8 protein-coding genes and 5 pseudogenes are annotated in these 14,771 nt (G+C 70.8%); 8 read left to right on the top strand and 5 right to left on the bottom strand.

Translation table 11 applies throughout. The annotated features are described in order from the left end of the window. The first annotated feature begins 154 nt into the window (after positions 1-154). Both AC6F7H_RS29300 and AC6F7H_RS29295 read left to right on the top strand, forming a co-directional pair. Positions 155-1,075, top strand: coding sequence for a LysR family transcriptional regulator (locus AC6F7H_RS29300; protein ID WP_500762121.1), 921 nt, complete (start codon positions 155-157; stop codon positions 1,073-1,075). Positions 1,076-1,159: 84 nt separating this feature from the next. Next, positions 1,160-1,987: an aldo/keto reductase gene (locus AC6F7H_RS29295; RefSeq protein ID WP_307825007.1), complete on the top strand. Its 828-nt coding sequence runs from the start codon at positions 1,160-1,162 to the stop codon at positions 1,985-1,987. Positions 1,988-2,268: 281 nt separating this feature from the next. Here the strand turns inward: AC6F7H_RS29295 and AC6F7H_RS29290 are convergent, their stop codons facing one another. Together AC6F7H_RS29290 and AC6F7H_RS29285 are read right to left on the bottom strand one after the other, a co-directional pair. Then, positions 2,269-3,162, bottom strand: a complete 894-nt coding sequence (locus AC6F7H_RS29290; RefSeq protein WP_500760280.1) for a class I SAM-dependent methyltransferase — start codon at positions 3,160-3,162, stop codon at positions 2,269-2,271. 170 nt (positions 3,163-3,332) lie between these two features. Next, a complete protein-coding gene (locus AC6F7H_RS29285; RefSeq protein WP_500760277.1) occupies positions 3,333-5,054 on the bottom strand; it encodes a glycoside hydrolase family 6 protein in 1,722 nt (573 codons plus the stop codon). A gap of 585 nt (positions 5,055-5,639) precedes the next feature. Here AC6F7H_RS29285 and AC6F7H_RS29280 point away from each other — a divergent pair. The 5 pseudogenes from AC6F7H_RS29280 to AC6F7H_RS29260 form a co-directional block, all read left to right on the top strand. Continuing rightward, positions 5,640-6,722 (top strand): annotated as a pseudogene (locus AC6F7H_RS29280) (cellulose binding domain-containing protein); the annotation flags it as partial. 148 nt (positions 6,723-6,870) lie between these two features. Beyond that, a pseudogene (locus AC6F7H_RS29275) lies at positions 6,871-8,091 on the top strand (RNA-guided endonuclease InsQ/TnpB family protein). 80 nt (positions 8,092-8,171) lie between these two features. Beyond that, positions 8,172-9,461, top strand: a pseudogene (locus AC6F7H_RS29270) (cellulose binding domain-containing protein); the annotation flags it as partial. Between the two features lie 57 nt (positions 9,462-9,518). Further along, positions 9,519-10,088: pseudogene (locus AC6F7H_RS29265) on the top strand (chloramphenicol phosphotransferase CPT family protein). After that, a pseudogene (locus tag AC6F7H_RS29260) lies at positions 10,085-10,719 on the top strand (Type 1 glutamine amidotransferase-like domain-containing protein). The pseudogenes AC6F7H_RS29265 and AC6F7H_RS29260 overlap by 4 nt, the downstream one beginning before the upstream one ends. Here AC6F7H_RS29260 and AC6F7H_RS29255 read toward each other — a convergent pair. Both AC6F7H_RS29255 and AC6F7H_RS29250 read right to left on the bottom strand, forming a co-directional pair. Then, positions 10,709-11,473 (bottom strand): class I SAM-dependent methyltransferase, encoded by a 765-nt coding sequence (locus AC6F7H_RS29255; RefSeq protein ID WP_500760274.1) that lies wholly within the window; start codon positions 11,471-11,473, stop codon positions 10,709-10,711. The pseudogene AC6F7H_RS29260 and the gene AC6F7H_RS29255 overlap by 11 nt on opposite strands. 5 nt (positions 11,474-11,478) lie before the next feature. Next, positions 11,479-11,784, bottom strand: a complete 306-nt coding sequence (locus tag AC6F7H_RS29250) for a 4a-hydroxytetrahydrobiopterin dehydratase (protein WP_500760271.1) — start codon at positions 11,782-11,784, stop codon at positions 11,479-11,481. A gap of 237 nt (positions 11,785-12,021) precedes the next feature. Here AC6F7H_RS29250 and AC6F7H_RS29245 point away from each other — a divergent pair, with 237 nt between their 5' ends. Continuing rightward, entirely contained in the window at positions 12,022-12,885 is an 864-nt protein-coding gene (locus tag AC6F7H_RS29245; RefSeq protein WP_500760269.1) for a Sco1979 family transcriptional regulator, read from the top strand. On the opposite strand, the gene dnaK is transcribed toward AC6F7H_RS29245, so the two are convergent. Continuing rightward, a complete protein-coding gene (dnaK, locus tag AC6F7H_RS29240; protein WP_500760266.1) occupies positions 12,879-14,765 on the bottom strand; it encodes a molecular chaperone DnaK in 1,887 nt (628 codons plus the stop codon). The two genes, AC6F7H_RS29245 and dnaK, sit on opposite strands and share 7 nt — an antisense overlap. Between the last annotated feature and the right edge of the window lie 6 nt (positions 14,766-14,771).

Raw genomic sequence — 14,771 nt, 5'->3', positions numbered from 1 at the left:
TTTTCGAGTCGCTCGGAAATCCTTCGAGGCTCCGCCGCGCGAGCACGGGAAACCCCTCTCCATCCTGCTCCCTTCCGCTGTGATCGGGAATCCCGTATACCGCTCTCACTGCCATCGCGCTCCGCGATAACCTGCCGGGGTGGCCGAGACCGAGATGTACGACCCGACGCAGCTGCGGACGTTCCTGTCCGTGGCGCACACGCTGTCCTTCACCCGGGCCGCCCGGCGCCTCGGGCTGCGGCAGTCGACGGTCAGCCAGCACGTGCGGCGCCTGGAGGACGCCACCGGGCGACAGCTGTTCACCCGGGACACCCACTCCGTGGAGCTCACCGAGGACGGCGAGGCGATGCTCGGCTTCGCACGGCGGATCCTGGACGTGCACGAGCAGGCGGCGCAGTTCTTCGCGGGCACCCGGCTGCGCGGCCGGCTGCGGTTCGGCGCGTCGGAGGACTTCGTCCTGACCAGGCTGCCGGAGATCCTGGAGCGGTTCCGGCACGAGCACCCGGAGGTCGACCTGGAGCTCACGGTCGAGCTGTCGGGCACGCTGCACGAGAAGCTGGCCGCGGGCGAGCTGGACCTGGTGCTGGCCAAGCGCCGGCCGAAGGATTCCCGGGGCGAGCTGGTGTGGCGCGACGAGCTGGTGTGGATCGGCGCTCCGGGGCTACGTCTCGAACCGAACCGTCCGGTGCCGCTGATCGTCTATCCACCGCCGGGCATCACCCGGGAGCTCGCGCTGCGGGCGCTGGAGCGGCAGGGCCGTGAGTGGCGGATCGTGTGCACCAGCGGCAGCCTCAACGGCCTGCTCGCGGCGGCCCGTGCCGGGCTCGGGGTGATGGTGCACTCGCGCGGACTGATCCCGCCGGGACTGGTGCGGATGCCGGACCGGGCGGGGCTGCCGGAGCCGGGCCGGGTGGACTTCGTGGTGGTGCACGGCCGGCGGCGCCCCTCGGCGCAGGGTGCGGCGCACGCGCTGGCGGCGGCGATCCTGGCGGGCGGAGACCGGTTGAAGCGCAGGGCGGTCGAGAAGGCGTACGAAAAGGAGGCGACGGAGGCGGAGGCGCCGTACCGCACGTGAATCGTGCCGTCCGGAATGCATCGGGAGCCGTGATCGTTGACGATGGGCGTGTCATCCGATCACAACCCGAAGGATCGAGAGCTCGTGAGCAAGGTCCCCCCGATCACCCTGAACAACGGCGTCGAGATGCCCCAACTGGGCTTCGGCGTCTGGCAGGTGCCGGACGCGGAGGCCGAGACGGCCGTCGCGGCGGCACTGGAGGCGGGCTACCGCAGCATCGACACCGCGGCGGCGTACGGCAACGAGGAGGGCACGGGCAGGGCGATCGCCGCCTCGGGGGTCCCCCGCGAGGACCTCTTCGTCACCACCAAGCTCTGGAACACCGACCACGGGTACGACTCCACCCTGCGCGCCTTCGACGCGTCCCTGTCGAAGCTCGGGCTGGACCATGTGGATCTGTACCTCATCCACTGGCCGACGCCGGCCCGGGGCCGCTACGTCGACACGTACCGGGCGTTCGAGAAGCTCTATGCCGAGGGCCGGGTCCGTGCCATCGGCGTGTCGAACTTCCAGCGCGAGCACCTGGAGCACCTGATCGCCGAGACGTCGGTCGTGCCGGCGGTCGACCAGATCGAGCTGCACCCGCATCTTCAGCAGCGCGCCGCCCGCGAGTACCACGCGCAGCAGGGCATCGCCACCGAGGCCTGGTCGCCGCTGGGCCAGGGCAAGGGCCTGCTGGAGGTCCCGGCGATCGTGGCCATCGCGCAGAAGCACGGCCGTACTCCCGCCCAGGTCGTGCTGCGCTGGCACATCCAGCTCGGCAACGTCGTCATCCCCAAGTCGGTGACGCCGTCCCGCATCAAGGAGAACATCGACGTCTTCGGGTTCAGTCTGGACACCGAGGACCTCGCGGCGATCAGTGCCCTCGACGAGGGCCGCAGGCTGGGCCCGGACCCGGCGACGCTGAACTGACCCGCCGGCCTTTGAGGCACGGAACGCGGCGGCCCCCGGTACTGCTGCACGGCCCGGGAGGCCGCCGCGCGTGTGGCCGGTCCGGCCGGTGTCCAGTGCCTCGGCAGGCAGCGTTCGCCCGTCGAGGAGCGGCGTCACGGGGGCACCCCCATGAACAGGGGGTGCCCCCTGTTCATGGGGGTGCCCCCTGTTCGAGCGGAGCCGAGAACTCGGGGGAGGAGCCGAGAACTCGGGGGCGCGTGCCGGGCGTCGCGACGGGGCGAACGTCGCCTGCCGGGGCACTACACCGGCCGGACCGCCGTGTGCACGGTGTGGGCGGCGAGGACGAAGAGATCGGGGCGGTGGTGCAGGCTCGCCGCGTCGTCCGGGTCGAGGAGACGGTCGAGGGTGGCGCGGTCCTCGGTGTCCAGACCGTCGGCGAGCCTCTCGCGGACGTAGCCCACAGTGGCGACGACGTAGGCGCGGGCACGGTCCGTGACCGGGGCGGGAAGGTCGAGGAGGAAGGTGCGGGAGCGGGCGTGGTGCAGACCGGCCGCGGTCAGCAGCGCCGGCCAGTCCTCGGTGTGCGCGACGGCGCCGGGCAGTTCGGCGCGCATGTGGGTGAACCAGTCGGCCTGCACGGCGTCGAGGCGGGCCTGGAGCCCCGGCCGGCCGATGCCGATGTCGCGCGGCAGGTACCGGGTGGGCAGGCCGCCCTCCATCACGGCCAGCGTGCCGCCGGGCGCGAGCCGGGAGGCGTAGGCGGCGAGTGCGGCGCGCTGGTCGCCCAGGTGGTGGACGCTGCGGCTGGCCCACAACAGGTCGGCGGGGTAGTCCAGTTCGTCGAGCACGCCGGGAAGTTCACCGGCGAGGGTGTCGAAGCGGTCGCCGACGCCGTACCGGGCGGCGCGCTCCGCCGCCCGCTCCAGCAGCGGGGCGGAGCCGTCGACGGCCACGATGCGGGCGCCCTCGAAGACCTCGGCGAACAGACATGAGATGACACCCGGCCCGCTGCCCGCGTCCACGATCAGTCCCGGTTCCGTCACCTCCTTCGCGAGCCAGCCGAGGGCCCGTTCGTACAGGGGCGTGAACAGTTCGGCCTCCGATTCGAGCAGGGCGGCCATCTCCGCCCAGTCGATCTCGGTGTCCGTGCCCGTGCCCGTGTGGTCGTGCTTGTGGTGATGGTGGTGCGCCATGGTGGTCAGCCTCTCCGCTCGGATGCGGACAGGGTGCGCCGACGCACCGGACGGAGGCCAGTGACGTTGCCGCTTCCGCAAAACGGTTTCCCGAAACGGGTCGGTCCGCCGGGACCGGGGCCGGGCGCGCGGCCCGGTCCCTCGGCCCCGGCGGACCAGGGGTCGGCCGGTCAGGACAGCGGCGGGTACGCGTTCTGCATCAGCTGCCGGAACTGCGCCGAGAACCAGTGACCCGAGACCGGGGCGTCCGGCAGGGCGCCGGTGAGGTTGTGCCCGTTGCGCGGGGTACCCGTGTAGGTCGGGTCGCACATCCGGTCGAAGCCCTTGCCCTCGTCGTTCGGGATGGCCTTGCTGGCCCCGTCGGACTCACCCGGGGGCTTCATCCACACGTAGGCGTCGATACCGCTCTCCGGTGCCGCCTTCGGGCGTTCGCCGAGTCCGGCACCCGACTGGTTGCACCAGTTGCCGATGTGGATGCGGCGGTCGTACCGTCCGCCGTCGACGTAGGTGTCGACGCTCGTCGACGCGCCCGGTCCGGCGGGCCGGGCGGTGCCGCCCCAGCCGTTGCGGGAGGTGTCGATGAGCATGCCGATGTTGGTGTCGAAGCCGGTCGAGACGAGTTCGTTGCGGAAGGCCTGGGCGAAGCCCAGCTCGTCGACGTACCGGTTCCAGTCGACCCACTTGGACTCGCGGACCGACTTGCCGGCCACTGAGCTGTTGATGGTGAAGTTGTTCTCCTTCAGCGCACTGTAGTTGGCGGTGTTGGTGATGAAGCCGTGGACGTCGGCGGGGGTCGCGCCCTCGGCGGTGGCCGCGTCGTGGAACACGTCGGCGGAGGCTCCGAAGTTGTCGTCCCAGCCGATCCAGCCGTGGTGGCCGGCGTCGACGTAGTTGTACACGTTCCCCACGTCGCCGAGCTTGTTCAGGGCGTAGCCGACGCCCTTGACGTAGTTGCCATTGGCCTTCATCACGTCGCACTCCGGCGTCGCGGTGGCGCGGCTGCCGGTGTTGGTGACGAGGTTGGGCAGGGAGTCGATCTCGACCGTGGTGACGATCCGCAGCGGGGCGTACTTCGCGTCGGCGAGGATCCTGGCGATCGGGTCGATGTACTCGGTCTTGTAGCGGCCGATCTCCGTGGGGCCGAGTTCGCCGTTGGAGGCGAGGGCGGAGCAGTCACGGCCGGGCAGGTTGTAGATGACCAACTGGATGACGAGTTCGCCCGAGCCCTTCTGCCGCAGGGCCTCGTCGAGGTGGGCACGCAGCCCCATCTTGCCGTTGGCCCCGTTGATGGCGGCGATGCGGTCCAGCCAGACACCGGTGGGCTGGTTCGCGATGCGGCTGCCGCCCGGTTCGGCTGCCGCGTTCGCGGACCACTCGGGGTTCACGTACACCTTGGCGCCGCTGTAGGGGTTGTTGACCCGGTTACCGGGACCGGGCGGGTCCGTGGGGTCGGGGTCGGTCGGGCCGCCACCGCCGTCGACGTTGCACGTGACACCGTCGAGGGTGAAGGTGGCGGGGACCGCGTTGCTGCCGCTGTAGGTGCCCTGGAAGCCGAAGCCGGCCGAACCACCGGTGGCCAGCGTGCCGTTGTAGGACTCGTTGACGGCGGTGACGTTGGCGCCGGACTGGGTGACCTTGGCGTTCCAGCCGCTGGTGACCCGCTGGTTGCCGGCGTAGGACCACTTCAGCTGCCACGAGGACTTGGCGGGGCCGAGGTTGGTGACCGTCACGGCGGCGGTGAAGCCGGTGTCCCACTGGTTCTGCACCTGGTAGTCGACGGTGCAGGGGACTGCGGCGGCGCCTACGTCGCCGGGAACGGCGGCGTAGGCCGTCCCGGCGGCACCGGCGACCAGTGCCATGGCAGCGAGGAGCGCGGTTCTGGTACGACTCATGAGTGCGGGTTTCCTATCCGTAGGGGGCTGTCCGAAGAGGGCTGTCCGTCGGGGCGCGCGTGGCTCGCGCGGCCCGGTGCCGTACGGCGTGGGGGTGCCTCGGGGCTCAGGATCAGGACGGGGTCCGGTCCGCGGTCCGGGATGTGCGGGGGCCGGACCGGCCCTGAGGGGTCCCACGGGAGTGCGCTGTCCCCGCGTCGGGGGTACGGGTGGCGCCGTCGAGCCGGGACACCGCGGATCCGGTGCCGGCGTCCCTCGGGGAGGCGGTGGCGGAGTGCTCCACCGCGCACGGCTGGGGCGGGGCTAAAAGTACTGAACGCGGGGGGTGTCGCATGAGCGACTCCTTGCAGTTCGGACGCGCCGTGACGGACGCGTCGACTGATGGAACCGCTCCCACTGGTGTCCATGAAGCTAGCGCCAAGTGACGGCAAAGAACAGAGGGGTCACTGACTTTCGCTCGACTCGGACCGTCGAATCTTTTCGACTCTCCACAAGCCTTGACCGCTCCGGGACCCGTACCCACTATGGGAGCGCTCCCACTGGTTCAAGCCTTGACATCTCCGAGTCGCAGGAGGAACCAGCACCATGCGCCCCCCACCCAGAAGACGCCGCGGTGTGCGGCGACTGTGGACCGCCGCGGCGGCCGCTCTCGCGCTTCCGCTGACGATGCTGTCCTCAGGATCAACTCCCGCTCAGGCTGCGGCTGTCCAGTGCAGTGTGGACTACCGGACCAATGACTGGGGTTCCGGCTTCACCGCGGATCTGACCCTCACCAACCGCGCCGCGGAAGCCATCGACGGCTGGACCCTCACCTACGCCTACGCGGGCAACCAGCAGCTCGTGAACGGCTGGAACGGCAGCTGGAGCCAGTCCGGGAAGACCGTGACCGTGCGGGACGCCGGGTACAACGGGCGGGTCGCGGCCGGTGGCGCCGTCACCACCGGCGCGCAGTTCGCCTACAGCGGCGGCAACGCCGCGCCCACCTCCTTCGCGATCAACGGCACCCCCTGCACCGGGGCCCACCAGCCGCCGATCACCGTGCTGACCAGCCCGCAGGCCGGCGCCGTCTACACCCGTGGCGAGCCGGTCCCGCTCGCGGCGACCGCGGCGGCGGCCGACAACGCCACCATCAGCAAGGTGGAGTTCTACGACGACACCGAACTGCTGGGCACGGACACGAGCGCGCCCTTCGCTCTTTCCGTCGCCGGATTGACCGTGGGCAGTCATTCACTGACGGCCAAGGCGTACGACAGCCTGGGCGCCTCCGCGACCTCGACCCCGGTCGGCATCACGGTCGCCTCCGGTCCGGCCGTCGTGGCGACGCCCTCTCAACTGGGCGTCCAGCAGGGAAAGTCGGGCACGTACGAGGTGAAGCTGTCGACGCGGCCGAGCGCCAGCACGACCGTCACGACGACCCGCGCGAGCGGCAACTCCGGGCTGTCGGTCACCGGTGGTGCCTCGCTCACCTTCACACCGTCGAACTGGAACACCGCGCAACGGGTGACGATCGGCGCCGACTCGTCGGGCACCGGCTCGGCGGTCTTCGAATCGTCGGCCCCCGGGCACGGCAAGGCGTCGGTCACGGTGACGCAGCTGGGCGCGGCCAAGGCGTACGACGCGCGCTTCCTGGAGCTCTACGGAAAGATCACCGACCCGGCGAACGGCTACCGGGGTTCATTCGCAGTGCGCCGGCGTTCACGCCGGTGGTGCAGCGAATCCGGTGGGTGCGACGCGGAGCGTCGCCGGATCGTTCCGGCGGAGCCGGATTCGACTGATCCGCCCCGGACTGTCGGTGACTGCTGCTAGCGTCCGGATCATGCAGCTTCGGTATGCCTTCCGCCTCGACCCGACACCCGGTCAGCGCGATGCGCTGGCCCGGGCGTTCGGGTGCGCGCGAGTGGTGTACAACGACGCGGTCGCCGCCCGGGAACAGGCCCGGGCGGCTGGTCAGCCCTTTCCCACCGCCGGGCTGCTGTCCAGGACGCTGGTCACCGAGGCGAAGAAGACCCCTGAGCGGCACTGGCTGGGCGAGGTCTCGGCGGTGGTGCTGCAACAGGCGCTGCAAGACGTGGAGGCCGCCTACCGCAACTTCTTCGCCTCCCGCACAGGCGAGCGCAAGGGCCCGAGGCTGGGCGCGCCGAGGTTCAAGTCGCGTAAGGACCACCGGCAGGCGGTCCGGTTCACCGCGAATGCCCGCTGGAAGATCACCCCTACCGGGCGGCTGAGCCTGCCGAAGATCGGCGAGGTACGGGTCAGATGGTCCCGGCCCCTGCCGTGCGTGCCTTCCTCAGTCACCGTGATCAAGGACGCGGCGGGCCGGTACTTCGCCTCCTTCGTCGTCGACACCGACCCGGCCGCCGACCTGTCGCGGATGCCCGCGAGCGACCGGGCCGTGGGCATCGACCTCGGCCTGGTCCACTTCGCCGTGCTGTCCGACGGCACGAAGATCGACTCCCCGCGGTTTTTGCGCCGCGCGGAGAAGAAACTCAAGAAGGCCCAGCGGGTCCTGTCCCGCAAACAAAAAAACTCCAGCAACCGGGAGAAGGCCCGCCGGAAGGTCGCCCGCGCCCACGCGAAGGTGGCCGACGCGCGCTGCGAGTTCCACCACCAATTGTCCACCCGGCTGATCCGTGAAAACCAAACGGTCGCGGTGGAGGACCTGGCGGTGAGCGGACTGGCGCGCACCCGGCTGGCCAAGAGTGTGCACGATGCGGGGTAGTCCCGGTTCGTGTACATGCTGGAGTACAAGGCCCAGAGATACGGGCGCACCCTTGTCAAGGTCGGCCGGTTCGAGCCCACCAGCCAGGTGTGCTCCGCCTGCGGGACGAACAGCGGACCCAAACCCCTCGGTGTGCGGGAATGGACCTGCCCCGCCTGCCACACGGTCCACGACCGGGACCACAACGCCGCCCTCAACGTCAAGGCCGCCGGACTGGCGGTGACAGCCTGTGGAGCGCAGGTCAGACCGGACCCTGGTCCGGCACCGCGCGACGAAGCAGGAAGCCACGGAATCCGACCCGCAGCCCGTGCCGTCTAGCGGCACGGCAGCGGACCGGAAGGCCAGAATCCCCGGGCGTCAGCCCGGGGAGCAAGTCAAACCATGGACGTCTCGTCCGTGCGGTCAACGACCTCGTCTCTCCCCCGTCGGGCGCCCCGCTGCCCAGCGGGCTCCTCGACATCGGCGGCTTCCGGCACACGGACCTGACGAAGGTGCCGTCGATGATGTTCACCCAGCCCAATTTCACCGCCACCACGAGTCCGGACTTCGCCGAGTCCCGCCCCGACACGGTGGTCCGGGCGGGGAATCCGGACTTGGGCCCGCACATCGCGTTCTCGACCGACAACGGTGCCAACTGGTTCGCGGGTAAGGATCCTTCGGGCGTCAGCGGCGGCGGCACGGTCGCGGCGGGCGCCGACGGCAGCCGCTTCGTGTGGAGCCCGCAGGGCGCCGGGGTGCACCACACCACCGGCTTCGGCACGTCGTGGTCGGCGTCGAGCGGCATCCCCGAGGGGGCGGTCGTCAAGTCCGACCGGGTGGACCCGAAGACGTTCTACGGCTTCAGGTCCGGGAAGTTCTAAGTCAGTACGAACGGCGGCGCCACCTCCACCGCGTCTCCCGCGACCGGGCTGCCGAGCGGTGACAGCGTGCGGTTCAAGGCACTGCCGGGCACCGAGGGCGACATCTGGCTGGCCGGCGGGGCGAGTGACGGTGCGTACGGGCTGTGGCACTCCACCGACGGCGGGCAGAGCTTCACCGAACTGCGGGGCGTCGACGAGGCCGACACCGTCGGCTTCGGCAAGGCTGCACCGGGTGCCTCGTACCAGACGCTCTTCACCAGCGCGAAGATCGACGGGGTGCGCGGCATCTTCCGCTCCACGGACCGGGGCGAGAGCTGGACCCGCATCAACGACGATGCCCACCAGTGGGGTTGGACGGGTGCGGCAATCACCGGCGACCCGCGGGCGTACGGCAGGGTGTACGTGGCGACCAACGGCCGCGGCATCGTCTACGGCGACACCTCGGCCACCGGGGGCGGGGACGACGGCGGCGGAGGCACCGGTCCCGGCCCGGATCCGGAGCCGACGGGCGCCTGCGCCGTGTCCTACCAGATCACCAACCAGTGGCCCGACGGTTTCCAGGCCCAGGTCCAGGTGACCAACACCGGGGCGAACGCCTGGAACGGCTGGTCGCTGACCTGGTCGTTCCCGGACGGTCAGCGGGTGTCCCAGCTCTGGAACGGGGCCCACACACAGTCCGGTTCGGCGGTGACGGTACGCAACACCGACTGGAACGGCACCGTCGCGGCGGGCTCGTCGGTCGGTTTCGGCTTCACGGCGAGCCGTTCGGCGACGAACACGGAGCCGACGGCGTTCAGACTGGGTGAACGGACCTGCGCGGTGCGCTGAGACACCGCCGGTGGAGAATGAAGGTCGTTCTCCACCGGCGACAGCGAAGGAGCCCACGTGCACGGGCGGATCATCTTCCTGAACGGCACGTCCAGTTCGGGAAAATCCAGCATCGCGAGGGAACTGTTGCACGTGCTGGACGAGCCGTACTTCCACCTGCCCGTGGACTCCTTCCACGCGATGCGGTCGCGCCGTGAGATCGACGCGGACGAACTCCCTCACGTGCTGTGACGCACCTGGAGGGGGTTCCATCGGGCGGTCGCCGGAATGGCCGAGGCGGGGAACAACGTGGTGGTGGACCACGTGCTGAGCGAGGAGTGGCGCTTGCTGGACTGTCTCGGGCTGTTCGATGCCCGGGAGGTCGTCCTGGTCGGCGCGCGGTGTTCGCTGGAGGAGACGGAACGGCGCGAGCGTGCACGGGGCGACCGCCCGGCGGGCCTCGCGGCCCGGCAGTTCGACCGGGTCCACGCGCACGGCCTGTACGACGTCGAATGCGAGACGACCACCGCCACGGCCGAGGACTGCGCCCGCCGGATCAGCGCCTTCCTGCCGCGACGGCCGCTGCCCACCGCGTTCGAGAAGCTCAGGGCGCGCCTGCGTCCCGACCTGCCGACGGTCGTCCGATGACCGGGGGCACCGCTCTTCCCGCCCGTCGTGCGGCCCTCCTCGGGGGAGGCTTCTCCACCGACGACGACGGTCTGCTGGACGACTGGCTGCTCGCCCACGCCCTCGTCCCCCGCCCCAAGGTGTGCTTCGTCCCCACGGCCAGTGGGGGCGCCCCCACGTATGTCGAACGGTTCCTGACCGCCTTCCGGTCGCGTGCCTGCGAGCCGTCCGTCCTGCCGCTGTTCCGGCGTGAGCTCGACGACAAGTCGACCGGCTGCTGCGCGAGGCGTACGATCGCGGGACGCTGCTGTGCGGGATCAGCGCCGGCGCCAACTGCTGGGCCGTGGGCTCGCACACCGACTCCTTCGGTCCGCTGACCTACCTGCGGGACGGGCTGGGGCTGCTGCCGGGATCGGTGTGTCCGCACTACGACAGCGAACCCGGCCGCCGGACCTCCTACCGGGCGGCCGTGGCGGGTGGCGCGCTGCCCGCCGGATGGGCGCTGGAGGACGGTGCGGGCGCCCTCTTCACGGACGGCCGGCTCACCGAGGCGGTGGCCCGGAAGCCGGAGGTCCGCCTGTACCGGGTAGAGGCAGGCCGGGGTGGCGAGGCCACCGAGCGGGCGCTGACGTGCCGTCCGCTCAGGGTGTGAACACCGCCGGTCTCGGCGGCTTCCGGAACGCCCGTAGTCGGAAGACCGGGTCCGGGCGGGGGCGGTCCTGGTCGGGGAGGGCGGCGAGGGCGGTGGCGAAGCCGTCGGCGTGGGGGTCTCCCGGGGGCAGGGTGACGAACCAGCCGCGGCGCAGGTCGGCGATGGTGCGGCGGGGGCTGCGGCCCTGACCGTGGCCCCGGAACACGGCCTGTCCGGCCGGGACCAGGCCGTGTTCGGCGGCGCGGGCCGTCACGTCCGCGGCGGCATCGTGCACCGGGCTGCGCGGGCGGGCGGCGAGGACGGCGTCGATGTCGCTGCCCACACGGTGCGAGGCGCCCTTGTCGACGGTGGTGACGTACACTCCGCCGGGCCGCAGGACCCTGGCGCACTCTCCGATGAGGGTTCGCACGTCCTCTGGGCCGGACACCAGGTGCAGCAGCCACACGCTGACGACGGCGTCGAACCGGGCGTCGCCGAAAGGCAGTCGGCGGCCGTCGGCGCGGACCACGGCGCCGGGCAGTCGGGCCGCCGCCCTCCGGGCCATCGCCGACGCGAGGTCGACACCGGTCACGCGCAGGCCGTCCCGGGCGGCGGAAAAGCGCCGGGTCACGATGCCGGTGCCGCAGGCCATGTCCAGCAGATCCCGCGCGCCGGCCGGTATCAGGTCCAGTACCGCCGCCGCGGACGCGGCGGCCCGGGGCTCACCGCCGCGTGAGGCGTCGTACCGCTCCGCTTCCTCGTCGTAGTCGAGCACACACCTCAGTGTGCACCGTGAGAGGGCGCCAAGTCCTGTACTCTGCGCGCCAGTTCGAGGTCCTTCTCGGTGACGGCACCGCCCGCGCTGTGCGTCTGGGCGGCGAGGGACACGGTGTTGTAGCCGAGGGTGAGATCGGAGTGGTGGTTCAGCTCCTCCTGCACCTGGGCGACGTGGACGACCATCGCCGTCGCCGCGAAGTGGGAGCCCAGCCGGTAGGAACGGGTGAGGCGGCCGTCGTCGAGCGCCCAGCCCGGCAGGTCGGCCAGCCGCTCCTCGATCTCCTTGGGCGACAGCGGTTCGTCGGACATGGGCGCGCTCCTCTTCGGTCCCCTGCGGGCCGGTTCCCGCGGTGGCGGGGCTCTGTCCCAGCGTGCCACAGGAGGAGCCGCGAGGTCCTGGTCAAGGCGTTGCGGCTCCCCCGTACGGCGCCTTCCCGGCCGAGGACCGGGATCGCCCGGAGCGGGGGCGCCGGCCCGCGCCCCGTGAGAGGGTCGGTGCGGCATGGCAGACTGAACCGGTGTCCGGGGGCGTTGGGGAGACGTGGCGTGAGTGAACGGCGGGCCGCACCCACCGTGGGCCAGGTGGTGCTCGGCAGGCGGCTGCAGGAACTGCGGGAGACGGCGGGCCTCACCCGTGAGGAGGCCGCCCGGGTCCTGCGGGTGGCCCCCGCGACCGTACGGCGGATGGAGACGGCCGAGGTCGCACTGAAGATCCCCTACGTCCAGATCCTGCTGACGGCCTACGGGGTGCGGCAGAGCAAGGCGGCCACGTTCATCGGGCTCGCGGAGGACGCGAACCGTCCGGGCTGGTGGCAGCGGTTCCACGACGTGCTGCCCGACTGGTTCAGCCTGTACGTGAGCCTCGAGGGCGCCGCTCGCATCATCCGGTCCTACGAGCCGCACTTCGTGCCGGGGCTGCTGCAGACGGAGGACTACGCGCGTGCCGTCCTGGAGGCCGGGACGATCGGGAACCAGGGGCCGGAGGCGGTCGAGCGGCATGTGTCGCTGCGTCTGGAGCGGCAGCGGCTCCTCGAACGGCCGGATCCGCCCCACCTGTGGGTGATCATCGAGGAGACGGTGCTGCGGCGGCCGGTGAGCGTGCACGGCCGGGTGATGCGCGACCAGTTCGACAAGCTGCTGGAGTGGTCCGAGCGGGACCGGATCACCATCCAGGTCGCCGAGTTCGCCGACGGCCCGCATCCGGGGACGTACGCGCCGTTCTCGCTGTTCCGTTTCGCCGAGCCGGAGCTGCCGGACATGGTGTTCACCGAGTATCTGACCGGCGCCCTGTATCTGGACTCCCGCAAGGAGGTCTCGGCGCATCTGGAGGTGCTGGACCACATGGTGGCGCGGGCCGCCACCACCCAGCACACCCAGAAGCTGCTGCGGGAGTTCCGGGACGGCTACTGAGCACCGCGCTCCTCCTTCCCGCGGTCCCCGTCACCTCCGTCCTTCTCGTCGTCGACGATCTCCGCGTCGACGACGCCCTCATCCTCCTGTGGTGCGGTGTGCTGCCCGGCGTCACCGGTGGACGCCTGGTCGGCCTGGGCGTACATCGCCTGGCCCATCCTCTGGCTGACCGCGGCGAGTTTCTCGACGCCGGCGCGCAGGGCGGCCGTTTCGGCGGACTGCTCCAGCAGGGGCTTGAGCTCCGCGACGGCGGCCTCGACCTCGGACTTGGTTTCCGCGGGGATCCGGTCACCGTTGTCCCGGATGAACTTCTCGGTCTGGTAGACGAGTTGCTCCGCCTGGTTACGGGTTTCGGCGGCCTCGCGGCGCTTGCGGTCCTCTTCGGCGTACTGCTCCGCCTCGCGCATCATGCGGTCGATGTCGTCCTTGGGCAGCGCCGAGCCGCCGGTGACGGTCATCTTCTGTTCCCGGCCGGTGGCGAGGTCCTTGGCGGAGACGTGCATGATCCCGTTGGCGTCGATGTCGAAGGCCACCTCGATCTGCGGGACGCCGCGCGGCGCCGGGGGCAGACCGGTCAGGTCGAAGACGCCGAGCTTCTTGTTGTACGCCGCGATCTCGCGTTCGCCCTGGTAGACCTGGATGCCGACCGAGGGCTGGTTGTCCTCGGCCGTGGTGAAGGTCTCCGAACGCCGGGTCGGGATGGTGGTGTTGCGTTCGATCAGTTTGGTCATGATGCCGCCCTTGGTCTCGATGCCGAGGGACAGCGGGGTGACGTCGAGCAGCAGCACGTCCTTCACGTCGCCGCGGATGACGCCCGCCTGGAGGGACGCTCCTACGGCGACGACCTCGTCCGGGTTGACGCCCTTGTGCGGGTCCTTGCCGGTGAGTTCGCGGACCAGGTCGGTCACGGCGGGCATCCGGGTGGAGCCGCCGACGAGGATGACGTGGTCGACCGCGGAGAGCTTGACGCCGGCGTCCTTGACGGCCTGGTGGAAGGGTGTCTTGCAGCGCTCCAGCAGGTCGGCGGTGAGTTCCTGGAACTGGGCCCGGGTGAGTTTCTCGTCCAGGTGCAGCGGGCCGTCGGCGGAGGCCGTGATGTAGGGCAGGTTGATCGTGGTCTCGGAGGAGGAGGACAGCTCGATCTTGGCCTTCTCGGCGGCCTCCCGCAGCCGTTGCACGGCCATCTTGTCCTGCGCCAGGTCGACGCCGTACTGGTTCTTGAAGCGCTGGGTGAGATGGTCGAGGAGGCGCTGGTCCCAGTCGTCGCCGCCGAGGTGGGTGTCGCCGTTGGTGGCCTTCACCTCGATGACTCCGTCGCCCATCTCCAGGAGCGACACGTCGAAGGTGCCGCCGCCCAGGTCGAAGACGAGGACGGTCTGCTCGTTCTCCTTGTCCAGGCCGTACGCGAGGGCCGCCGCCGTGGGCTCGTTGATGATCCGCAGGACCTTCAGCCCGGCGACATCCCCGGCCTCCTTGGTGGCCTGCCGCTGGGCGTCGTCGAAGTACGCCGGGACGGTGATCACGGCGTCCGTGATGTCCTCGCCCAGGTAGGACTCCGCGTCCCGCTTCAGCTTCTGCAGCACCCGGGCCGACAGCTCCTGCGCCCGGTAGCGGGTGCCGTCCACGGAGCCCTGCTCGGGGAAGTGCCACTGGCTGTCGCCCATGTGCCGCTTGACCGAGCGGGCGGTGCGGTCGACGTTCGTCACGGCCTGCCGTTTGGCGACCTCGCCGACGAGCACCTCGCCGTTCTTGGCGAAGGCCACCACCGAGGGGGTGGTCCGCGCACCCTCCGCGTTGGCGACGACGGTCGGCTCACCGCCCTCCAGCACGGCCACCACCGAGTTCGTGGTTCCCAGGTCGATTCCGACCGCACGTCCCATCGCTGT

This window comes from Streptomyces sp. MMS24-W38, from assembly GCF_059889265.1.
This window is presented reverse-complemented; position numbering and strand designations above follow the sequence as displayed.

Excerpts from the sequence above, each read along its gene's own strand:
- AC6F7H_RS29300 (WP_500762121.1), top strand. The coding sequence starts at position 155 with ATGTACGACCCGACGCAGCTGCGGACGTTCCTGTCCGTGGCGCACACG.
- AC6F7H_RS29290 (WP_500760280.1), bottom strand. The coding sequence starts at position 3,162 with ATGGCGCACCACCATCACCACAAGCACGACCACACGGGCACGGGCACG.
- AC6F7H_RS29285 (WP_500760277.1), bottom strand. The coding sequence starts at position 5,054 with ATGAGTCGTACCAGAACCGCGCTCCTCGCTGCCATGGCACTGGTCGCC.
- AC6F7H_RS29250 (WP_500760271.1), bottom strand. The coding sequence starts at position 11,784 with ATGTCCGACGAACCGCTGTCGCCCAAGGAGATCGAGGAGCGGCTGGCC.
- dnaK (WP_500760266.1), bottom strand. The coding sequence starts at position 14,765 with ATGGGACGTGCGGTCGGAATCGACCTGGGAACCACGAACTCGGTGGTG.